We start from the raw sequence: 22,448 nt of genomic DNA, 5'->3' as shown, positions 1-22,448 counted from the left end.
CAGCACGGCCAGGTCCGACAGGCACCGGCCCCCCAGGGCCGCGCACAGCGCCAGGTCCACGATGATCTTGCCCGGGTCGTGCACCGCCAGGGGCTTGCGCCAGGGCGCCAGGGCCCCCGACAGCGCGGTGTCCAGGCCCACGGCCCGAATCGCCCCGGTCAGCAGCCTCGCCCCCGCCGGCCCCACCGCCGGAACCTCCCCCGCCTCCACACCCGCCTGCGGGTACAACCCGGTACCATTCACCACGAGGGTGCCCCTCCCCTGGACATGCACGGACATCGACAACCCGCATTATCCCAGGACGAGGAGCACCCTCACCCCCACCCCCCGGCACCCCACGACGAAAAACCGAGGTTAAGTGGCGATCTCGTGGGTCGGGGCGCCTGGGCGGGGCCCGCGGAGGCGCTCTTGCGGGGCCGGCGCGGTCGAACGGGGCGCCCGCCCGGTCTACGACCGCCCGCCTCGCCAGTGTCCGCGCCGGCGCCGACGTCGTGGACCTCGCCGAGGCGGGCGACCGCCCTCCCCACGGTGCCCGCGGCGGCTCTGGGAGGGTTATTCTTCTCTGCGTGGTGCTGGTGGGTCTCCTGTGGCGGTCCGGGGCGGGGGCGTGTCCAAATCTGCCACAAAGGCGCCCCGGGCCGGGATCGGCCGCGAGAAGAAGGGCGGAATATCAACGTTTCTTCTCGCGCGACCCGGCTCGATCGGGGCCTTTGTGGCAGATTTGGACACGCCCCCACCCTGGCCGACACTGTGATGTCTCAGGACATGGGTGACGGTTCTGTGTCAGGACATGGGTGACGTTCGGTGTGTCAGGACTTCGGTGACGGTTGGGGCCTCCTGCGGCCTGGGGCCTGGCGCGTTGGTTGGTGGGGTCGGGCGGGTGGTGGGAGACGTAGGTGACGCCTTCGGGCGGCCAGTTGTACTGGATCAGGACCTCGCCGTGGACGTCGGCGAAGGTGATGGTGGTGGCGTCCCAGATCGCGGTGGTTCGGTGCCCGGCCAGGGCGCGGCGGACCAGGAACGCGATGCCGCCGATGTGGACGGTGCCGTTGCGGGTGATGGCCGGCTTCGCGTTCGCCGCTGGGGGCGATGGGCCTGCGCCGGTGCGGCGGTCGGCGCCCGGCGGGCGCGTCGCGCGCGGGTTCGCCGCCGGGGGTGATGGGGTCGGTGTCGTGGCCCGGTCGGGGCGCCCGGGCCACCTCGCCGGCGTCCTGGGCCTGCTGCGGGGTGATGCGCCCGGGCAGGCCCTGGTGGGGGCGCTGGGTGTTGCAGGGTGTGGTCGAAGCGGTCGACCCGTCTCCCGGGGGCTCGGCGACTCAGTCGGCCAGGGGCTGCCGGCCCGGGTGGCGGAGCGGGGTCTGGCCGAAGCGCTCGTTGTCGCCCGTGGGTGGTGGGCCTGCAGGGGCTCTGCCGGCGGGGGGTTCGACGCCCGGGGAGCGCACGTGCCCCGGCCGGGCGGGCCGGTGACTGGGCGCCGGCTGGGGCCCGGGGCCGCGCCGTTGTCGGCCGCGCGGGCGCCGGGTGCGCGCCCCGGGCGGCCGCGCCCTTGTCGAAGACGTCGATGGCCGCCTGGCCGGCCATCGCCCGGGGCGACCAGCCAGGCCACCGCCAGGCGCCAGTGGTCGTCCTGGAGCCGGCCAGGTCACCGCCCTTGCGCCCGCCGGCCAGGACGTACTCGGTGGCGTCGAGCCGCCGGCGGGCGTTGGGGGCGGGGCGGGTCGAACCGGCGCCACGCCGCCCTCGGTCTCTTGGACGGCTCGGCCCCGCCCCGCCCCCTCCCGACCGGTAGATCCTGGCCGGCCACGCCGGCGAGGGCGCCTCGAGGCCCATGGCGGCCATCCTTGCCGGCGCGCGCTGATCGGACCGTGGCCCCGGTCCCGAGCGCCCCCGGAGCCGCGCGCACATCGAGGGCCCGGGCGCGAACCCGATCGGGCAGGCGGCTCGGGCCGGCATCGCGGACGGCGCGACCGGGGCTCGCCCGCCGCCGCGGGCCCCTCCCCCCGGCGCGCGCCGGCGCAAGACGCAGGAGCGTCTTGCGCCAGATGCCCTGCTCGGCGCCAAACGTCGTCACCGCCCCGCGGGGCGCGTCATCGGGCCATCGGGCGATCGCCAGACGGACACGGGGACCAGCACTGCGGTTCTTATCGGGGCTCACCCCTCAATCCCAAACCACGAGTGTCACCACCAGGACCCGCCGAACCGTCACCGATGTCCTGATACAGAACTGTCACCCATGTCCTGAGACATAACACACCCTGGCCGACACCACAAGCCACATGCACCCCACTCGGACACTCCCGGAATAACCTTCCTGGTGAGAAAAGCTCACTGTCTGCTACGCCTCTTCCAGTCTGGAAGGTTATTCTGTGTGTGTCCTGGGTCATTTCCGGGAGGCGATATTATGATGGTCCACCCCCGTGGGGTGTCATGGGCGTGAAAAAAACGTCCCCATGACCTCGGAAGGAGTGGGCCATCATGATGGAGTGCACCACGGGCCACTGATGATGAGTTCGACGGGCTGCTCGCCCGGCTGCGCGAGGAGGGGGTCGAGGGGTATCCGCCGGTCCTGGGCCTGTCCGGGTCTCTCACCGCGACTTTGATGTACATGCGTCAGAACATCGTGCAGGCGGTGATCGGAGAGTTCCCGGGCGTGTCGCAGCCCACTGTTTCGCGGGCCATCAAGGCGATCACGGCGGCGATCTCCCGGACCCCGGCGGTCCTGCTGCTCACGGCCGAGGAGGTGCCCCGGGACTGCGACTGTCGTGGTGGACGGCACCCTCTTCCCCTGCCCGGACTGGCGCAGGCGCCGCGATCCGTGGTCGGTCAAGCACGGGTGCGCGGGCATGAACGACCCGGATCCTGGTCCGGCTCAACGGAGGGTTCATGTGGGCCTCGGACCCCTACCCGGGGTCCATGCACGACGTGGCCGCACTGGACGCCTCCGGACTGCTCGAGGGAATGGATCCCTCCGGGTGGATCGGCGACAAGGGATACGTCGGCAGGGGGATGATCACGCCCCATAAGAAGCCCCCCAACGGAGAACTCGACGAGAAGGCGAAGGAGGCCAACAGGAGCGTCAACAGGATCCGCCAGGCCGAAAGAGCGCACCATCGCCCACATCAAATCCTGGAGAATCCTCCACACACCCTACAGGAGACCCCTGGAAACATTCGAGCAGACCATCACCGCAGCACTCGCACTCTATTCCTTCAAGACCACCCCCTGAATAACCTTCCAGGGACCCTCCTGGTGAGAAAGGCTCAATATCGTTTCCCGGAAATACAATCAGACACCCGCCGAATAACCTTCATGGTACTTTCAGCCCACTCAATGCATCGTTCAATTCGCCGCTAAGAGACTTCTTGCGTAGGACGATCAGCTCCCCGTCAATGCAACACCTTTGTCGGCAAATAAATTACCGATCTTAACTGGCGCTTCTCGAGCGGACGTTCTCCAGGGAGCCTACGACGACCGCGGGCGCTTTCGATCAGTCTTTGATTGCCCCGCTGGCATTAATTTTTCGGACATGTAGGGCAATCCTATGCTGTAATACTTAATTGAACCGACACGGTGGCGAGACAGACGTCCTACCGCGTTCCGCATCCAGTGCGCACCTCGTATGTCGGTAAACATTATTTCTGTGCCGGGTCGATGACACATGCCTTGCCAGCCCTCGGGGGCTTCGAGTTGCCATTCTCCCGGAGGGACAACAGTAATAATTTGCTTGTAGTTGTTAGGAAAATTACGCCCATCCTGCTCGTCTACAACAAACGCCACAACGCAATAATATACAGGGGCCGAAGACCTATTGCTGATTCTTATCACATCTCCTAATGTCCATGCGGTCACGTATTCCGCCTGCTCCCGTTGTTTGGCACGACGCCTCCACCTGGCCTCGATCGCTAGAGTTATAACAGCGATCAGAGTCGCACCAGCGGTACCTATCGCGCCTACCCAATTAGCCCAGTCTTGACTTGTCATTATCAACACCCATTCCTGTTTTGATAAATGTGGACTGATTGTGGAACATGTGTTTCTGCAACTTTGAAGCTTATTCAGCGGGCGCCTGCGTGTATTTCCGGGAAACAATATTATGATGGCCCGCTCCCATGAGGTACAATGGTCTACGAAAACAACATCCACGACCTCATGAGGAACGGACCATCGCCATGAAGTATACCACGGGACTGCCCACCCCCAAGTTCGCCGATCTGCTCATCCGCCTGCGCGAGGAGGGCGTCGAGGGGCGTCCGCCGAGCCTGGGGCTGAGAGACTCCCTGCGGGCGGCGCTGGTCTACATGCGCCACAATGTGGTGCAGGTGGTGATCGGCGAGCAGCTGGGTGTGTCCCAGTCCACGATCTCGCGGGCCATCGGGGCCATGACCGACGCGATCACCCGGGCCCTGAAGGACATGCTGCTCACCGCGGAGGAGGTGCCCGAGGGCTGCGACTACGTGCTGGACGGCACCCTCTTCCCCTGCTGGAGTTGGCGCGCTCACCGCGAATTGTGGTCGCGGTGAGCACAGGACGACCGGCATGAGCGCCCGGATCCTGGTCCTGCCCGACGGCGGGCTCGTGTGGGCCTCGGACCCCTATCCGGGGTCCATGCACGACGCGGCCGCCCTGGACGCCTCCGGACTGCTCGACGGAATCGACCCCTCCGGATGGATCGCCGACAAGGGATACATCGGCAGAGGAATGATCACCCCGTACAAGAAGCCCCCCAACGGCGAACTGAGCGAGGCCGCGAAGGAGGCCAACAAGAGCATCAACCGGATCCGCCGGGCCGAAAGAGCGCACCATCGCCCACATCAAGTCCTGGAGAATCCTCCACACCGACTACCGCCGCCCCCTGCACACATTCGAACAGACCATCACTGCCGCACTCTCACTCTACGTCTTCAAAACCACCCTCTGAATAAGCTTCCTGCTACGCTCCTTCACCCTCCACTGTACGAGAAAAGGGAGCGTAGGAGACGAAAAGGGTGTAGCAGACGTGGTTGGGTCGGTGGGCGGGGCGGCCCGGCGGCTCAAAAAGGCGGCCAAGCGCATGCTTTCACCTTCCATCCCGTGCTCCTCTCGTCCCGAAGCGTCACAATGAGCCCTTCTCACCAGAACCGGCGGTTCGGGGCCGGGGATCGGCGCGGTGGCGCGGAAAGGATGGGCGCGGGGCGGTGCGCACGGGGCCGCACTGCCCGGTGTCGTCCTGGGCCCTCCCACGTCATCGCGCCGATCCGGGCCCACGGACCGCGACTCCCGGTGAGAAAGGCCCTGTCTCTCCCGTTCTCCTGGCGCAGTCCGCGGGGGCCGCGGGTCAGGAGCAGTGGGAGGCGCGCTACGCCTCCGCTCCTGTCCTGGCGCAGTCCGCGCGGGCCGCGGCGCGCGAGAGTCCGGTGTGGGCGGCGATGCGGGCTCCTGGCTCAGTCCGCGGGGGTCGCGGCCTGAGGGGACTGCCCGACGACGGTCTGGGCGACGGCGGCCCGGGCGGTGATAGTCCGGGTATCCGCGTCCCGAGTGTCCTCGCCCCGGGCGTCCTCGCCTCGAGTATCCGCACTCCGGGCATCCGCACTCCGGGCATCCGCGGTCTGGGGGGACTCCCCGATGGTGGAGGGCAGCGCCTCGACGGCCCGGGCGAGGGCGTCGCCCAGCCCGTCGTACAGGTTGATGACGGCGTCCACGCCGGCGCGGCGCAGGGCGTCGGCCTCGTCGTCGTAGGTGGCCACGGCGATGACCCGCCCCTCGAAGTCGGAGCGGTTGAGCCACTCCAGAATGCGGACGTTGGCACCCGGATCGGACATGGCCAGCACGGCCTTGGTGGCGTGGACGGCGTCGAGGCGGTCCCAGAACTCCTGGTCGGTGGCGTCGGCCTCGAGGATGTTGAAGCCGCGCTCGGCGAGGGCCTCGACCTTGGAGGCGTCGCTGTCGATCCCCAGGACCCCGGTCTCGCCGTCGGCGTACAGGCGGTTGTAGGTGGCGCGGCCCACGCGCCCCATTCCGAAGACGACGGTGCGCACGCCGGCGATGTCGAGGGGCTGCTCGTCCGGGTGGAGGGCGGGGGAGGGCCGCAGCGGAATGAGGCCGGCGGCCCAGCGGATGAGCGCCGCGGGATGCCGGTTGACGATCGCCGAGACGATGAAGGACAGGGCCAGGGCCAGGCTGATCGCCGCCCTCCACTCGCGCCCCAGCGCGCCGTGCTCGACGGCGGCGGCCACGACGATGAGCGCGAACTCGGAGTAGGCCGTCATGGCCAGACCCGTCATGGCGGAGGTGCGCCGGCGCATGCGGAGGATCCGCACCGTGATGGTGTAGACGGCGGCGCGCACGGGCAGCAGGACGAGGAGGAGGGCGGCCAGCGCGAAGGAGCCAGCGCCAGGGACGCCGTCGAGTCCGATGGCCAGGAAGAAGCCGACGAGCAGGAGCTCCTTGATGGTGAACAGGGAGTGGGACAGCTCCTTGGCGGCGGGGTGGGAGGCGAAGAGGGCGCCCATGATGAGGGCGCCGAGGTCGCCGTCGACGCCGAGCAGGCTGAACAGGAGGTAGCCGGGCAGCAGCGCCATGGACATGCCGAACAGGGTGCGCATCTCGCCGTGGTCGATGCGGTTGAGGATCTTGCCGAGCAGCCTGGAGGCGGGCCACAGGGCCACGAGCGCCGGCGCCCAGGGGCTGGGGACGTGCCCGGAGGCGATGGTCATGTACAGCACCGCGGCGATGTCCTGGACGACGAGGACCCCGATGGCGATGCGCCCGTAGAGGGAGCCGGTGTCGCCGCGCTCCTCCAGGAGCTTGACGACGACGACGGTGGAGGAGAAGGACAGGGCGAAGCCGAGGATGAGCACGCCCGTCGGCGTGACGGCGTCGACCCGCAGGCCCAGGAGCAGCAGCCCGCCGATCAGGGCGCTGCCCAGCCCCGTGAGCACGACCATGGCCACCACGGCGGTGCCCGAGACCTCCCGGCGGGTCAGGATGCGCGGGTCGAGCTTGAGGCCGATGGTGAACAGGAGGACGGCCACGCCCAGGTCGCCCAGGACGTCGACGAATTCGAGGTTGGGCAGGGGGGAGGACCCGAGCAGGAAGCCGGCGGCGAGGAAGCCGATGAGAGGGGGCAGGCGCAGGAGGGTGGCGGTGAATCCCAGGACGACGACGACTAGCAGGTAGACGGCTGGGACCACGTGCGCCTCTTTCCGCCGGGCTCGGCGTCATCGGAACCTGTTATCAACGCTGGTAACCGCGCGAGGAGTCCGACTATTCCACCCGACGGCGCCCTTCGGCGGGGCCGTCGGGTCCGGGACGCCTCGGTGCTGACGGGGCCGCCGACGCCGGGATTCCGGCGGGCCGCCGGCAACGGGCCGGGCCCGGCACCGCTGGGTTCGGTGCCGGGCCCGGAGTCTCACCAGCGGTCCTTGCGCCCGCCCCGGAAGTCGCCGTCGCGTCCGCCGCGCTCGCCGCGTCCGAAGCTCCCGCGCGCGCCTCCGCGCCGCTCGTCGCGACCGCCGCGGAAGCCGCGCTCGCCGTCGTGGAAGCCGCCCCGGCGCTCATCGCGGTTCGACCAGCGCCCGCCGCGCTCGCCGTCGCGGTCGCGGCCGCCCCGGAAGCCCCCGCGCTCGTCGCGACCGCCGCGGAAGCCGCGCTCGCCGTCGTGGAAGCCGCCCCGGCGCTCATCGCGGTTCGACCAGCGCCCGCCGCGCTCGCCGTCGCGGTCGCGGTCGCCCCGGAAGCCCCCGCGCTCGTCGCGACCGCCGCGTCCGTCGCGCTCGCCGTCGTGGCGGAAGGGGCGGCGCCCGGAGGACTGGCTGTCGTTCGGGCCGTCCCAGCCGGAGCCGGGGCCCTCGTCGAGGCGGATGCGCAGCTCGCGGCCGCTGAAGGTCGCCCGGCCCATCGCCTTGAGCTGCTCGGGGCTGAGCGGGGTGTGGATCTCCACCAGGGAGAAGGACTGCAGGATGTCGATCCGGCCGATGTCGGACCCGGCGATGCCGCCCTCGTTGGCCAGGGCCCCCACGATCGCGCCGGGCTGGACGTGGTCGCGCCGACCGACCTCGACCCGGTAGACGGTGCCCGTGCCCTCCTCGTGGCGACGGCCCCCGCGGGACGCCCCGGGCTTGCCCTCGAAGCGGTCCCGACGGCGCCCGCCGCGGTCGTCCCGGTCGCGCCCGCCCTCGAAGGAGGCGGAGACGAAGTCGCCCTCGGCGTCGAGGTTCTCCTCGCGACGACCCCGCGATCGCGGCCGGTCCTCGCGCCCCTCGCGCCCCTCGCCGCCCTCGCGGCGGCGCGGCCCCTCGTCGCCCACGGCCAGGGCGAGCAGGGTGGCGGCCAGAGCGGTCTCGTCGATGTCCAGCTCGGCGGCCTTGGCGCTCACGAGCTCGGTGTACATGGCCAGGCGGCCGCGCTCGTGGCGGGCGGCGGCCCGCTCCAGCAGCTTGCCGGCGCGATGGGAGGAGACGTCGGCCGGCGAGGGCAGGGTGATCTCCTCCAGACGGGTGCCGGTCAGGCGCTCGATCTGGCGGAGCTTGCGCTTCTCCTTGGGGGTCAGGAAGGTGACGGCCTCGCCGTGGCGGCCGGCGCGGCCGGTGCGGCCGATGCGGTGGACGTAGGCCTCGGCCTCGCGGGGCACGTCGAAGTTGACCACCAGGCCGATGCGGTCCACGTCCAGTCCGCGGGCGGCCACGTCGGTGGCCACGAGCACGTCGAGGGTGCCGGCGCGCAGGCGCTCGACGAGGCGCTCGCGCTCGCGCTGGGGCACGTCGCCGGAGATGGCGGCCGCCTGGATGCCGCGCCCGGCCAGCTCGATGGCGACGTCCTCGGCCGTGGACTTGGTGCGCACGAACACGAGGGCGGCCTCGGCGTCGGTGACGGCCAGGACGCGGGCGACGGCGCCGATCTTGTGGCGGAAGGGGACGACGGCGTAGGTCTGGTGGACGGTGTCGACCGTGGAGGCCTGGGGGGAGACCTCGATCCGGACGGGGTCGTTCAGGTGCTGGCGGGCCACGCGCTGGATGGCCGGCGGCATGGTCGCGCTGAACAGGGAGGTGCGCCGCTCCTCGGGCAGGGAGGCGGCGATGGTCTCGACGTCCTCGGCGAAGCCCATGCGCAGCATCTCGTCGGCCTCGTCGAGGACGAAGTACGTGACGTCGTCCAGGACCAGGGCGCCCTTGTCGATGAGGTCGATGATGCGCCCGGGCGTGCCGACGACGACCTGGGCGCCGTCGCGCAGCGCCCCGATCTGCGGGCCGTAGGGGGCGCCGCCGTAGACGGCGACGACGTCCAGGCCGCGCGAGCGGTGGGCCATGTCGGCGATGGCGTCGGCGCTCTGAAGGGCCAGCTCGCGGGTGGGCGCCAGGACCAGGGCCTGGACGACGGGCTCGCGGGCGTCGACGGCGTCGAGCAGGGGCAGGCCGAAGGCGGCGGTCTTGCCGGTGCCGGTCTGGGCGATGCCCACGACGTCGCGCCCGGCCAGCAGGACCGGGATGGCCTCGCGCTGGATGTCGGTGGGCGTCACGTAGCCCATGTCGGTGACGGCCCGGAGCAGGTCGACGGGCAGGCCGAGGTCGGCGAAGGTGACCTCCTCGTCCGGCTCGGCGCCGTCGGCCCCCTCGTCGCCGGTGTCGGCGAAGGGCGCATGGCCGTCGACGTCCTCCTCGTCGATCTCCGGGTCGTCGGCGCCGTCGTCGGTCTCCTCGTCCTCGTCCTCCGGGTCCCTCTCGTCCGGGGCCAGGTCGACGTCGTCGGCCTCGTCCTCGTGCTCGATCCCCTCGGGGTCCTCGGGGGAGTCGGAGGAGGCGGGCGTGTCGAAGGAGCTCGCGGAGACCGGGGAGCCGGGCCCGACGCGGTGCGGGGCGGCCAGATCCTCGGGGGAGTCGGGGCGGTCGGCCGACTGGCCGGAGGAGGCCAGCTCGGCGTTGAAGAGGTCGTCGAGGCTCAGCGGGCCGTCGGCGGGCTGCTCGGAGGGCGCAGTGGCCCCGGTGTTGTTGCTCATCGGTGATGTTCCCGTATCCGGTCCCGGTGGGGACCCGTTGCGGAGTGTGGGGGAGGCGGGTCCGCCTCCGCTCTTGCCGCATCGCACCCACCACACTCGCCCTGCGCCGCGGGCGTCCCTCGGAACGGCGGCGGCTGACGGGCTTCACGCACAGACTCACGGGCTCCGGCCGGTCTGCGGGGCAGGCCCGGGCCACGGTCCCGAACGGGGTTCACAATGCGGATCGCTCCTGTCCACAGGATACGGGCGCCGGCGGGGCGCCGCGAGGCCCGCGGCCCGCCGGCGCACCAGGTCACACGTGACTCTGGACTCAGCGGCGCAACCCGGCCGGGACCGCCCCTCCGGCACCGCCCCGGGCCTCCGGCGCCGCCCGCCGCCCGGACGGGCCCGGACGGCGGGCGACGGACGAGGTCGGGGAGTCCCGCCCCCGATCCGGTCGGACGGGCCCGTCCGGCCGGCGGGCGGCGGCACGCCGGGCCCGAGGGGTTCTCTACAATGGATTCTCATGGTTCGCGTCGCCGCGTCCCGTCCGTTCTTCGAGCGAAAGGCGGTCCCGCCATGGGCCTGATCTCACGCCGGCCCGATCCGAGCCCCGAGCCCGGTCCGGCAGCACCCGTCCCCGCCGATCCGGCGGTGCCCACGCCGCTCACGCGGGAGCGGGTCATCGCCCTGTTCAAGAAACGGGACTGGCGCTACTTCATCGACTCCGAGGGGGACCTCGGCGGCATCTGGGACGACGCCACCTTCTACTTCTTCTTCCACGGCGAGATGAAGGAGATCTTCTGGATCCACGCCCAGTACCCCGGCACCGTGGACGCGGGCCGCCTCGGCGTGGTCCGCGACGTCCTGGAGGACTCGCACCGGCGCCGCCCCTGGCCCATGGCCCACTACCGCATTGACGACGGCGGCGACATCCGCGTCTACGCCGAGAACGCCGTCGACTACGAGCACGGCGTCACCGACGATCAGCTCGCCCAGCACGTCTACGGCGCCATCGCCTCGGCGACGGGCCTGTTCAACAGGCTCACCGAGGCCCTGGGCCGCTGAGAGGAGCATGCACCATGTCCTGGCTCTCCCGCAGAGGAAAGGCGTCCGGCCCCGCGTCGGACGGAACCCGCCCGCGGCCGCCGGCCGCTCCCCCGGAGCCGCGCGCCCGGGTCGCCCCGCTCTCGCAGCAGCGGCTCCGGGCCGCGCTGGACCGGCACGACTGGCACTACCGGATCGACGACGAGGGCGATATCACCGGTCGCTGGGACGACGACATCATCACGTTCCTGCTGCGCGGCGACAACGGCGAGGTGCTCAATGTGCTCGGATACATGCACGAGGACCTGCCGATGGGGCGGCTGGACGAGGTCCGCTACGCCCTGGAGGAGTGGCACCGCGGGCACCTGTGGCCCACGTGCTTCTGGCGGGACAACGAGGACGCCGGCCTGACCTTCTCCGTGGGCGGCGCGGTCGCCGTCGACTACGAGCACGGCGTCACCGACGATCAGCTCGATCTGCATCTCTCCTGCGCCATCTCGACCATCGGCTCGGCCATGGCCGACGTGCGCAGCCGGCTCGGGATGTCGGATCCGGCCTCCGGCTCCGGGGGCTGACCGGCGGCTCACCGCCCCAGCAGCCCCAGGATCCGGCGGCGCAGCGCCTGGAAGTCCTCGCCGGCCTCGTCGGCGCCGACGCCGTCGGGCACGGCGATGTCCTCCACGACGCGCGCGGGGCGCTCGGAGAGCACGACGACGCGGCCCGACAGGCGCAGCGCCTCGTCGACGTCGTGGGTGACCAGGACGGCGGTGAAGCCCTGGGACAGCCACAGGCGCCGGATCTCGTCCTGGAGGGTGAGGCGGGTCAGGGCGTCGAGCTTGCCGAAGGGCTCGTCCAGGAGGAGGAGCCGGGGCCGGTTGACCAGGGCGCGGGCCAGGGCGGCGCGCTGGGCCATGCCGCCCGACAGGGTCGCCGGGTAGGCGTCGGCGAAGTCCCGCAGCCCCACCAGCTCCAGGGCCGCGGTGATGCGGCGCCGATCGACCTGGAGGCGCCCCCTGGCCTGGGGGCCGAGGGCGACATTGTCCCGCACGGTCCGCCACGGCAGGAGCGTGGCGTCCTGGAAGACGAGGGCCCGCTCGGGCGCCGGGCCGGCGACCGGCTCGCCGTCGACGAGGATCTCGCCCCGGCTCGGCGCCTCCAGGCCCGCCAGGAGGCGCAGGACCGTGGACTTGCCGCAGCCGGACTGGCCCACCAGGGCGATGAACTCGCCGGGGCTCACCCGCAGGTCGATGCCGTCGAGGACCCGCAGGCTCGCGGCCTTGGCCCGTTCGGCGTCGTGGCGGGCGCGGGCCGCCGGCGAGAGGAGCCGGAGCGCGAACTGGACCCAGCCGTGGTCGAGGTCGTGGGGCAGGGGGTAGCGGTGCGTGACGCCCGACAGGGCGACGGCCGCGCCCCTGGCCGCGCCGGTCGGGCCGGTCGCGCCAGTGGTCCGGCCGGCTGCGACGGTGGTCGGGCCGGCGGGGGGCCGGGGCTCCGGGGACGTCGGGGTCATGGGACTCACCACCTGACGAGGTCGCGCTGCCAGGCCAGCAGCGAGGAGCGGATCTTGAACAGCAGGAGCATGAGGGCGCGGCAGAAGAGCACCAGGACCGTCAGGCCCACGTACATCTTGGGGTAGTCCGCCCAGCCCTTGACCCAGTTGATGTACCAGGCCAGGCCCTGGTCGACGCCGACCAGCTCGGCGGTCATGAGGGCGGCCAGACTCGTGCCCAGGCCCGTGAACAGGCCGGTGAGCATGTCCGGCAGCGCCGAGGGGATGGCGATGCGGCGCACCAGGAAGGACTCGTCCGCCCCCAGGGTGCGGGCCACGTCGATGAAGCTGCGCGGCACGGCGCGCACCCCGGCCCGGGTCATGGTGGCCATGGGGAACCAGGCGCCGAAGGCCACGATCGAGGCGGCCGACAGGTAGGTCGTGGGCACGACGAGCACCGCCAGGGGCAGCAGGGCCGCCGCCGGCACGGGGCCGACCGTCTGGAGCACCGGGTGCAGCCAGTAGTCGCCCCGGCGCGACCAGCCCATGTAGAAGCCGGTGAGGAAGCCCGCCGCGGAGCCGATCGCATAACCGGTCAGGAAGAGCAGGCCGGAGGAGACCAGGCACTTGAGCAGCAGGCCCCGGTCCTCGACGAGGGCGGCGATGAGCACCTCGGGCGCCGCGAAGTAGGGCGGCCGCAGCAGGTTCGTCTTGACGGTGGTCAGCTGCCACACGATGAACCAGGCCCCGCAGAGGGCGAACCACGGCAGGCGGTGGACCAGGGCCCTGGCGGCCGACGACGCCGGGCGCGCCAGGGCGGCGGCCAGCCAGGCGACCAGGCCCGCCAGCAGGAGCGCGACGGCCCCCGCCAGCGGGGCCGCGGGCGCCGTGCGCGCCCCGGCGGCGTCGGGCACGAGCAGGACGACGGCGAGGTGGGCCGCCCACAGGGCGACGGCCGTCGGGCCCCAGACGCGCAGCGCGCGCGCCCGTCGGGGCCCGGCCGCGGCGGGCGCGGGGCCGGCGTCGACGTCGGCGCTCATCGGGTGATGCCCAGATCGGCGAAGACCGTGTCCGCCAGCTCGGCCGCCGTGACGTCGGCGCGGATGAAGCCGGTGCCCTTGAAGTCCTCGATGCCCGGCTCGATGGCCGCGCGGAAGTCGACGGCGGAGGCCCTCCACCCGTAGGTGCGCAGCAGCTTCTTGACGACGTCCAGATCCGCGGCCACGTAGTTGTTGTCGACCTCGATCCGGGCGATCTCGTCGAGGTGGGCCTCGTCGGCGGCCAGGTAGTCCGATCCCTTGAACCACGCCTCGGTCAGGGCCCTGGCCTGCTCGGGGGAGTCCTTGACGAAGTCGCCGTTGAGCGCCACCGAGCAGCAGAAGGGCTCGTCCTTGTTGGAGGCGAGCACCCGGGCCCTCCCGTCCAGGACCGGCAGCAGCGGGGCCGGGTCGGAGCCCATGATCGCGTCGACGTCGCCGTTGGTCAGGCGGGTCCCCAGGGAGTCCTCGTCGATGGTGGTCCAGGTGATGTCCCCGCCCTCGGGGTCCACGTCGAGGCCCGCCCGGCTCAGCCCGATGGCGAAGTAGGCGAAGGCGGAGGAGGACAGGGAGGGCACCCCGATCCTCTTGTCCCTGAGATCGGCGAGCGAGGCGACGGGGGAGTCGTTGGCCACGACGAGCTGGAGGCACCCGGAGTGGAGGCCGCCGGTGAGTCTGGCGTTGAGGCCGTTGTAGATGGGCTCGAGCCAGGAGAAGAAGATGCCGGGCGCGCCGATGTACTTGCCGGCGCCGACGGCGTCCTTCGTGTCCTCGGTGCGCTGGGTGCGGGCGAGGGTCACATTGAGGCCGGCATCGGAGAAGTAGCCCTGGTAGTAGGCGGCGTAGAGCGGGGCGGCGCAGATGTCGCCGCCGATGACCAGGGGCAGGGTCCTGGCGGCCCCGGTCACGCCCTGGTGGCGACGGCGGATGGTGAGCCAGGCCCCGCCGGCGAGGAGCGCCGCCGCGGCGACGCCCCCGCCGATGAGCAGGCCCCGGCGCGACGGCCCGGGGGAGGCGGCCGGGGCGGGGGCCTCGTCGTCGGCGGCGAGGATGTCGGCGGCGTTGTCCGCGGTGACCTCCTCGGACTCGGGCTCGGGTGCGGGCTCGTCCGGGGTGTTCGGGGTGTTCGGGGCGTCGGGGTTGGCGGGCGCGGTCATGGGTGCCTCCTGGGCCGGTGCTGGGTGGGGGCGTCCGCGGGCGGGGGTGCTGTCAGGCTCGAGGCGGTGGCGCGCCGCGTGTCCCGAATCGTCCTCGCGCAGGCCGCGGCGGCGGTGGCGGGCGCACCGCGGCGCACGCGCGAGAAGGCCGCGCGGCGCGGCGGTGGAATCGGAGTCGGCGGGCTTCAGCGCCTCACGGACGGGGCTTCACAGAGCCTGACAGCGGTGACACATTCGGGAGCCGCCCATGACCGCGGGCACAGGGGTGCCGCCGGCGGTGACGAGGGCCTCGGGGATGCGTGCCATGGGCGGCACCCTACGCCGCAGACCCGGGGCGGCCCAACGCCGTCTCATATGCCGTGCATCACCCGGACCGTCGGGCGGAGTCGCCTCGGCGCCGAAGGTGTGGTTGAAATCACAATTCAATATTGTGATGAAAGTGAGACCTTGGGCGCCGGCGCTGCCGGCCATCCGCGAACGACCCGGGACGCCCTCAATATTTCCCCTGAATCCGGGGAAAAGCGGGAGGGTCTCCGGCCGGGGCCTCGGCCGCCGCCCCCATGATCGTGAGCCGGGGCACCCCCGCGGCATGCGGATAGTGACCCTCACGACCCACCTGGACCTATACCATCGGAGGAGATAGAAGCAGGATCTCCGGGTCCCACCGGTCCTGCCCCTCACCGTCAATGGCCGCAGGCCGCCGAGGCGAGCCCTGCGGCCGACGGTACGACTGCCCCCGATACGAGATGTCCTGATGCACAGCACCCCCGCCCGCACCGCGCACCGTGGAAGGGCCGCCCTGATCGGGTGGTTCAAGGCCCTGATGACGGTCGCTGGGATCGTGCTGTCCTGCTGGGCGCCGGTCGTGGGTGCGAGCGCCGTGACGGCGGCGCCCGCGGCCTGCCAGGTCCCCGCCGAGGCCTCCCAGGGGGATGCCCGCTTCGTCTCGGCCGTCAAGCCGGGCTCCATGAGCGTGGGGAACAACTCGGGGCAGACCTTCAACACCGCCAGCAGGACCGACCGCCCCCGGCTCTCCTTCGACGGCTGGAAGGACGGGTCCGGCAAGCCCCTGAACGCCAACAACGGCGACGCCGACACGGTGCTGCCCGTTGAGATCAGGGTCGGGGCCCCCGGCGCCGAGGGCCAGGTGAAGACCATCTACCCCGTCTTCACCGACGGGCGCTCGGACTACGACATGTCCCTGTGGTACTTCACCGAGGGCATGGATCCGCACCAGGGCCAGTACGAGATCGGCTACCGGGTGGCCGGGACCGGCGACTTCTCCACGGCGGCCACCCTGTCCCTCAACGTCCAGCTCGCCGAGCCGGCGAAGGACGCGATCCTCACCCTGTCCGACGGCGTGCTCAGCGGCAGCGGCTGGGCATTCGACGGCAACAGGAGCATCACGGGCGAGTACAAGATCCGCCTGCGCCTGCTGGACGCGGGCGGCGGGCAGACCGACGTCGTCGTGCCGGTGGAGTTCGCCGACGGCGTCTTCTCCCTCAACGCCTCGGGACTGACCGACCTCGGCCCGTCCGGGGGGGTCTACGGCATCCGGGCCCTGAGCGCCGAGGGCGACGTCATCGACTCGGCGTCCGTCGGATTCGCCCCCTCCGCGACCCTGGCCTCCGGCGACGCCTACTCCGCGGGGGACGACATCACCCTGGACTACAGCGGCTGGGCCACCCTCGACGGCGTCCAGATCGCCGATCCCGTCTACACCGTCAACGTGGTCAACCCCAGTTCGGGCGCCGTCGTCGGCTCCTACTCCCTGTCCGCGAGCACCCCCATCCCCGGCGGCGGCTCGGCGCAGATCACGCTCAGCGCCCGGACGATCGTGGACGCGGCCCGCGCCGCGACGCCGTCCGTGTCGGTGACGGGCACCTACAGCCTGACCATCTCGGGGCCCCTCGGCCTGTCCGAGACCACGTCGCCCTTCACCATCGACACCGGCTCGACCGCCACCGCCGCCCCGCGTCCGAGCGCCAGCCCCGGCCCGGCCCGCCCGCCCGTCGTCCCGACCCCCGATCCCGGCCAGAGCTGCGCCGCCCCGGCCAGCTGGGCGATCGTCGACGGGACCGGCGGCGCCGCCAGGGTCGAGGCCTCGCAGCGCATCCGGGTCGCGGGCGGGGGCTGGTGCGAGGGCCAGAACGCCCTCAACGGCATGTACGCCACGACGCTCAGCGTGCTCGACTCCGACGGGAAGGTCGTCGCCGAGCGGGACGGGGTGTCGCTGACCTTCACCGACGGCGCCTTCCAGGCGCAGCTGTCCCTGACCGACCAGCTGCAGGGCCTTCCGGCCGGCCAGTACACGCTGCGGCTGGGGCTCAGGGGCAACACGGCCTCCACCGGCGCCTTCGTCCTGGGGGACGGGAACGGCACGACGGCGGCCCCGCCGGCCGCCTCGACGGATCCCTCGGCCAACCCGTCCCCGGCCGCCACCGCCCCGTCCGCCGACCAGCCGACGGCGGAGCCCACCGGTCAGCCCACGGCGGAGCCCACCGCCCCGCCCACCGACCAGCCGACGGCGGAGCCCACCGACCAGCCGACGCCCGAGCCGACTCCGACGCCCGAGCCGACTCCGACGGCGGAGCCGACCCCGACCGCCGAGCCCACGCCCACGCCCACGGCGGAGCCCACGCCGACGCCCGAGCCCACGCCCGAGGAGAGCCCCTCGGCCACGCCGGACCCGCGCACCGTCAAGCCCCAGGCGGCGCCGTCGGCGCCGGTGGCCGATCCGGGCCAGCTCAACGACTCCAACGCCGGGTCGCTGTCCGGCACCCGCGAGGGCAGCGTCCTGACCCTCAGAATGCCGTCGGCCAAGGTCAAGGAGGGGGACTGGGTCTCCGTCTACTTCTTCCCCCCGGCCTCCACCCAGGGCTGGGTGCAGGTCGACGCGGACCACTCCGTGACCATTGACATCAGCGGCCTGGACGCGGGCACCTACCAGGTCGCCGTGGCCGGGCGGGACAACGAGCTCCTGGGCTGGGCCCAGCTCGACCTCCCGGAGTCCCTGGCCGCGGCCAAGGGCGGCGTCCTGGTCGACACCAAGACCTCCACTCCGTCCAACCTGGGCTCGGCGGACTGGATGCTCGTGGCGGCCGGCGGCCTGCTCATGCTCGGGGCCGCCTCATTCGTCGTCCTCATGCGCCCCGGGCCGGCACAGAGGCGCTGATCCCGGGAGATCCACAGGAGCGAGGAGCATGAGAGCCAGGGGCAGCGGCCGGTTGCGGCGTCCGGCGAACGTCCGCGAGGACGCGCGCCGGTTCCTCGCACCGTCGGTTCTGCTCCGACTCGCCCTCGGCCTGGCCCTCGTGCTGTGGGTCGTCATACCCGCGGGGGTCCTCATGGACGCCTTCGCCAGCGCCGACACGACGACGGGGGCCTCGACCACCGGCACCGCCTCGACGGTGAGCCCCTCGACCATCGCCGTGGGCGGCTCCCTGGCCTACACCCTCTCGGGCTTCCCGCCGTCATCCACCGTGGAGGTACTGGTCGACGACGGCGGCCTCGTGCAGCAGGACTCCTCGGACGCGGGAGTCGTGGCGCGCATCTCGGTCTCCGAGGACGGGACGTTCTCGGGCGCCGTCGAGCTGCCCGTCTACGTCACGGAGGGGACGCACTGGCTGCGGTTCCGGGCCGTGGCCGGCGCGGACGTGCCCACCTCGCAGATCCGCACGCTCGACTACACCAATAAGAGCCCCTTCTTCACCGTCGGCGCCTTCACCGTCATCGGGGGCGCCCCCGTGACCGTCGCACCGGATCCGGCCACCGGGTGGGTGACCCCGGTCGGGCCCGGCGCCGAGACGGATCCGGCCGCCCACCAGGTCACCGCCGCGCCCTCGCCGACGCCGGGGGCCACCCCCTCCCTCCAGTACGTTCCGGCCGACACCTCCGCGGCGGGCGTTGAACTGCACGCCACCGAGGTCCGCCAGCCCCGCTTCCCGGTCATCGGGGCGAGTCTGCTGGGCATCGCCGCCATCCTGTCGGGACTGGCCGTCGCCGTCGTCCTCAGACGCCGCCGGATGGACCAGGACTACTACTACTGAACCTGCTGAACCGCCGGGGCGCGCCCGGGGCGGGCCGCGTAGGATCGCCCCCGGCGCCCGCTCGTCTCGCGGCGCGCACCGCCGGGCACCGGAGCAGTGCCCCCAACGGAAGGAATCACCGTGCTGCGAACCCGTGACGCCGGGTCCCTGCGACCCGCGGACATCGGCCGGACCGTCACCCTGGCCGGCTGGGTGGACCGGCGCCGGGACCACGGCGGCGTCGCCTTCATCGACCTGCGCGACGCCTCGGGCATCGCCCAGGTCGTCATCCGCGAGGAGATCGCCCACGACCTGCGGGCCGAGTACGTCCTGGCCGTCACCGGCGAGGTGAGCGCCCGGCCGGAGGGCAACGCCAACCCGAACCTGCCCACCGGCGAGATCGAGGTCGTCGTGACCGACGTCGAGATCCTCAACCCCGCGGCCCCGCTGCCCTTCCAGGTCTCCGACCACGCCGAGGACGCGGGCCGGGTCGGCGAGGAGACGCGGCTGAAGTACCGCTACCTCGACCTGCGCCGCAGCCCCATGAGCCGCGCCATCCGCCTGCGCGCCGAGGTCAACCGGGCCGCCCGCCGGGTGCTGGACTCCCACGGCTTCATCGAGATCGAGACCCCGACCCTCACGCGCTCCACCCCCGAGGGCGCGCGCGACTTCCTCGTGCCCGCCCGCCTGGTGCCCGGGTCCTGGTACGCCCTGCCGCAGAGCCCCCAGCTGTTCAAGCAGCTGCTCATGGTCGCCGGCATGGAGCGCTACTACCAGATCGCCCGCTGCTACCGCGACGAGGACTTCCGCGCCGACCGCCAGCCCGAGTTCACCCAGCTCGACGTGGAGATGAGCTTCGTCGACCAGGACGACGTCATCGCCGTGGCCGAGGACGTGCTGCGCGAGATCTGGGCCCTCATCGGCCACGACCTGCCCACTCCGATCGCGCGCATGACCTACCGCGACGCCATGGAGCGCTACGGCACCGACAAGCCGGACCTGCGCTTCGGGTGCGAGCTGGTGGACCTGACCGACTACTTCAAGGACACGACCTTCCGGGTCTTCCGCGCCGACTACGTGGGCGCCGTCGTCATGCCCGGCGGGGCCTCGCAGTCGCGGCGCACCCTCGACGCCTGGCAGGACTGGGCCAGGCAGCGCGGGGCCCGGGGCCTGGCCTACGTGACCGTGGCCGAGGACGGGACCCTGGGCGGGCCGGTGGCCAAGAACATCACCGACGCCGAGCGCGCCGGTCTGGCGCGGGCCGTCGGCGCCCGACCCGGCGACTGCATCTTCTTCGCCGCCGGCGCCGTGGACGCCTCGCGCGCCCTGCTGGGCGCCGCCCGCCTGGAGATCGCCGGGCGCTGCGGCCTGATCGACGAGGCGCAGTGGTCCTTCGTGTGGGTCGTGGACGCGCCCCTGTTCAAGCCCTCGGCCGAGGCCCGCGCCGAGGGGGACGTGGCCCTGGGCAAGTCCGCGTGGACCGCCGTCCACCACGCCTTCACCTCGCCCAAGCCCGAGTGCCTGGACACCTTCGACACCGACCCGGGCGGCGCCCTGGCCCACGCCTACGACATCGTGTGCAACGGCAACGAGATCGGCGGCGGCTCCATCCGCATCCACCGCCGCGACGTCCAGGAGCGGGTCTTCGCCGTCATGGGCATCGGCGAGCAGGAGGCCCGGGAGAAGTTCGGCTTCCTGCTGGACGCCTTCGTCTTCGGCGCCCCGCCGCACGGCGGCATCGCCTTCGGCTGGGACCGCATCGTCTCCCTGCTCACCGGCGCGGACTCCATCCGCGACGTCATCGCCTTCCCCAAGTCCGGCGGCGGCTTCGACCCGCTGACCGAGGCGCCCGCCCCCATCACGCCCGAGCAGCGCAAGGAGGCCGGCGTGGACGCCGTCCCGGAGGGCGAGTCCGGCTCGGCGGCCCGGGCCCGGGGCGAGGGGGAGAGGACGGAGAAGAGCTGAGGCTGCGACGATGCTCGCGCTGCACGAGTGGGGGGATCCCGCGGCTCCGGCCCTGCTCTTGGTCCACGGCCTGACGGAGTCGGCCGCCGCCTGGCCCGACGCGGTGGCCCGCTGGTCCTGCCGGTACCACGTCCTGGCGGTGGACCAGCGGGGGCACGGGGTGTCCCCGCGGTGGGACGATGAGGCCCTGGCCCGAGCGCCGCAGACCATGCAGGAGGACCTTGAGCGGGTGCTCTCCTCGTTGGCGGAGCCGCCGGTCGTCGTGGCGCACAGCCTGGGAGGGCTCATGTCGCTGCGAGCGGGCGCCGCCCGGCCCGACCTGGTCCGGGCACTGGTCCTGGAGGACGTCGCGCGCCCCACCGGGCACTGGGGTCCGGCCCACTGGTTCGTGGAGCACCAGGAGCGGTTCCTGGACGCGTTCGCCGACGGCGGCGCGGCCGAGCGGGAGCGCATGCGGCGCGAATCCTCGTGGAGCGATGCCGAGATCGAGGGGTGGGCCGGGTGCAAGGGGCGGGTCGACCGCCGCTACATCCGCGAGGGCACCTATCTCGGCGAGGCCGACCTCGTCAGTGCGGTCAACCGGCTGACGGTGCCGACGCTGTATCTCGCACCCCGCCACGGGGACATGGCCCCGGACCCCTCCGAGGTGACCAATCCGCTCGTGCGCCTGGTGCTGCTCGACGGCGTCGGCCACTGCGTGCGGCGGGACGACCCGGAGGCCTATCACGGACTGGTCGACCCCTTCATCGAGGAGGTCTTCGGCGACGCGGGCAGGTGACCCGCCCCCGGGGCCCGGCGCGCCGACGGACGGAGCGCCGGGCCCTCCGCGGGTCTCCGCCCCCGGGGAAGTCCGCAGCGCAGTCACGGAGGCGCCCGCCGCCCAGCGCGCGCTCCCACTCCCGGGAAGTCGGTCGATGCGCCACGGGTACGGCGGGCACCGCCTGCGCGCCCCCGCCCCCCCGGGGGGAGTCGGTCGACGGCGACCGCGACGTCGGCGTCGCCCGAGCCCCGCCCCGCACTACCTCGGTCTCGACCGCGCCAGCCCGGAGTCGGCGGGGACCCTGCGGATCGCGGACCCGTCGTCGCCCTTGCCGCCGTTCCCGTGCGGATCCTCGTCCCGGCGTCGGTGCGCTCATTCGAGTCGGTCTTGCGGGCAGGGGCCGGGGAGCCGGGCGCGCCCCGGCCACGGGCGCCGGTGAGGGCACCCCGGGCCGGGTCCCGGCGGAAACCTGGACTCCGCCACGCCTCTCGTCCGCACCGCCGCGCCGGGAAGGCGCTGGCGGCGCAGGAACGACTCGCGGGCTTCCTCACGGCTGGATACCGCCGCGCCGGAGCACCGCCCGGGCTGCGAGCACGTCACTTAACCCGCGAGATCGTCGGGTAACCGCCGAGATCGTCACTTAACCCGCGAGAACGTCTGCTAGAGGTACGTGCTCGCGGGTTAACCTCGATCTTTCATCGTCTGGTTGGGTGGGGTTGGGCGGCGTCGTTGCCGGTGCTGCGGGGTTGATTGTGGCATGGGGGTGCGGTGGTTCGCCGCGCGTGGTGGGGCGCGGTGGTCGGTGGTGCTCGGGGGCGGGGCGGCCGGCCTCCGGGGGTCAGGGGGCGTCCTCAGGGGCGGGGGCCGGGGTCAGGGTGCGGGCAGGGTCTGGAGGCGTTCGATGCCTTGGAGGAGGAGATGGGTCCAGGGGTGGTCGGCCCTGTAGCGGATGAGGGTGCGGCGGGCGTGGCGGGCGATGGTGGCGGGGATGTGCATCAGTCGCAGGCGGATCGTCC

The 22,448-nt window shown here is 72.3% G+C and carries 13 protein-coding genes and 2 pseudogenes; 9 read left to right on the top strand and 6 right to left on the bottom strand.

The genetic code is table 11. The features are described 5' to 3' along the window. A pseudogene (locus G446_RS20650) lies at positions 1 to 279 on the bottom strand (IS1380 family transposase); the annotation flags it as partial. Between the two features lie 2,577 nt (positions 280 to 2,856). On the opposite strand from G446_RS20650, the gene G446_RS21560 reads away from it, so the two are divergent. The 3 genes and pseudogenes from G446_RS21560 to G446_RS21555 form a co-directional block, all read left to right on the top strand. Then, a complete protein-coding gene (locus G446_RS21560) occupies positions 2,857 to 3,354 on the top strand; it encodes a transposase family protein (protein WP_425393885.1) in 498 nt (165 codons plus the stop codon). Positions 3,355 to 4,169: 815 nt separating this feature from the next. Continuing rightward, positions 4,170 to 4,520: a transposase family protein gene (locus G446_RS21080; RefSeq protein ID WP_245574687.1), complete on the top strand. Its 351-nt coding sequence runs from the start codon at positions 4,170 to 4,172 to the stop codon at positions 4,518 to 4,520. 13 nt (positions 4,521 to 4,533) lie between these two features. After that, a pseudogene (locus tag G446_RS21555) lies at positions 4,534 to 5,445 on the top strand (transposase family protein); the annotation flags it as partial. Here G446_RS21555 and G446_RS17665 read toward each other — a convergent pair. After that, positions 5,421 to 7,169: a cation:proton antiporter domain-containing protein gene (locus tag G446_RS17665; protein WP_084779210.1), complete on the bottom strand. Its 1,749-nt coding sequence runs from the start codon at positions 7,167 to 7,169 to the stop codon at positions 5,421 to 5,423. The pseudogene G446_RS21555 and the gene G446_RS17665 overlap by 25 nt on opposite strands. Before the next feature lie 218 nt (positions 7,170 to 7,387). Further along, entirely contained in the window at positions 7,388 to 9,970 is a 2,583-nt protein-coding gene (locus G446_RS0111760) for a DEAD/DEAH box helicase (RefSeq protein WP_026410294.1), read from the bottom strand. A 558-nt stretch (positions 9,971 to 10,528) separates the two neighbouring features. Between G446_RS0111760 and G446_RS20405 the strand changes: the two genes are divergently transcribed. Both G446_RS20405 and G446_RS17660 read left to right on the top strand, forming a co-directional pair. Continuing rightward, the gene (locus G446_RS20405; protein WP_026410293.1) at positions 10,529 to 11,017 is read left to right on the top strand and encodes a type III secretion system chaperone family protein; all 489 of its coding nucleotides are present in this window, start codon (positions 10,529 to 10,531) and stop codon (positions 11,015 to 11,017) included. Positions 11,018 to 11,031: 14 nt separating this feature from the next. Continuing rightward, entirely contained in the window at positions 11,032 to 11,571 is a 540-nt protein-coding gene (locus tag G446_RS17660; RefSeq protein ID WP_051285969.1) for a type III secretion system chaperone family protein, read from the top strand. An 8-nt stretch (positions 11,572 to 11,579) separates the two neighbouring features. On the opposite strand, the gene G446_RS0111745 is transcribed toward G446_RS17660, so the two are convergent. Genes G446_RS0111745 through G446_RS0111735 form a run of 3 tightly spaced genes read right to left on the bottom strand, consistent with a single transcriptional unit; the run spans position 11,580 to position 14,679 of the window. Then, the gene (locus G446_RS0111745; protein ID WP_051285968.1) at positions 11,580 to 12,506 is read right to left on the bottom strand and encodes an ABC transporter ATP-binding protein; all 927 of its coding nucleotides are present in this window, start codon (positions 12,504 to 12,506) and stop codon (positions 11,580 to 11,582) included. Between the two features lie 5 nt (positions 12,507 to 12,511). After that, positions 12,512 to 13,525: an ABC transporter permease gene (locus G446_RS0111740; protein WP_051285967.1), complete on the bottom strand. Its 1,014-nt coding sequence runs from the start codon at positions 13,523 to 13,525 to the stop codon at positions 12,512 to 12,514. After that, entirely contained in the window at positions 13,522 to 14,679 is a 1,158-nt protein-coding gene (locus G446_RS0111735; protein ID WP_026410290.1) for an ABC transporter substrate-binding protein, read from the bottom strand. The genes G446_RS0111740 and G446_RS0111735 overlap by 4 nt, the downstream gene beginning before the upstream one ends. Positions 14,680 to 15,433: 754 nt before the next feature. Here G446_RS0111735 and G446_RS20120 point away from each other — a divergent pair. From G446_RS20120 to G446_RS0111715, 4 genes are all read left to right on the top strand, one after another. Then, entirely contained in the window at positions 15,434 to 17,854 is a 2,421-nt protein-coding gene (locus tag G446_RS20120; RefSeq protein ID WP_156916656.1) for a hypothetical protein, read from the top strand. A gap of 28 nt (positions 17,855 to 17,882) precedes the next feature. Beyond that, positions 17,883 to 18,728, top strand: a complete 846-nt coding sequence (locus G446_RS0111725) for a hypothetical protein (RefSeq protein WP_026410288.1) — start codon at positions 17,883 to 17,885, stop codon at positions 18,726 to 18,728. A gap of 120 nt (positions 18,729 to 18,848) precedes the next feature. Then, a complete protein-coding gene (aspS, locus tag G446_RS0111720; protein ID WP_026410287.1) occupies positions 18,849 to 20,672 on the top strand; it encodes an aspartate--tRNA ligase in 1,824 nt (607 codons plus the stop codon). Between the two features lie 10 nt (positions 20,673 to 20,682). Then, complete coding sequence (locus G446_RS0111715) at positions 20,683 to 21,450, top strand: alpha/beta fold hydrolase (protein WP_026410286.1); 768 nt, start codon at positions 20,683 to 20,685, stop codon at positions 21,448 to 21,450. The last annotated feature ends 998 nt before the right edge of the window (positions 21,451 to 22,448 follow it).

Source organism: Actinomyces dentalis DSM 19115 (assembly GCF_000429225.1).
In the GTDB taxonomy this organism is placed as follows: domain Bacteria; phylum Actinomycetota; class Actinomycetes; order Actinomycetales; family Actinomycetaceae; genus Actinomyces; species Actinomyces dentalis.
Note: the sequence above shows the minus strand (reverse complement) of the source record. Positions and strands in the feature narration are given on the sequence as shown.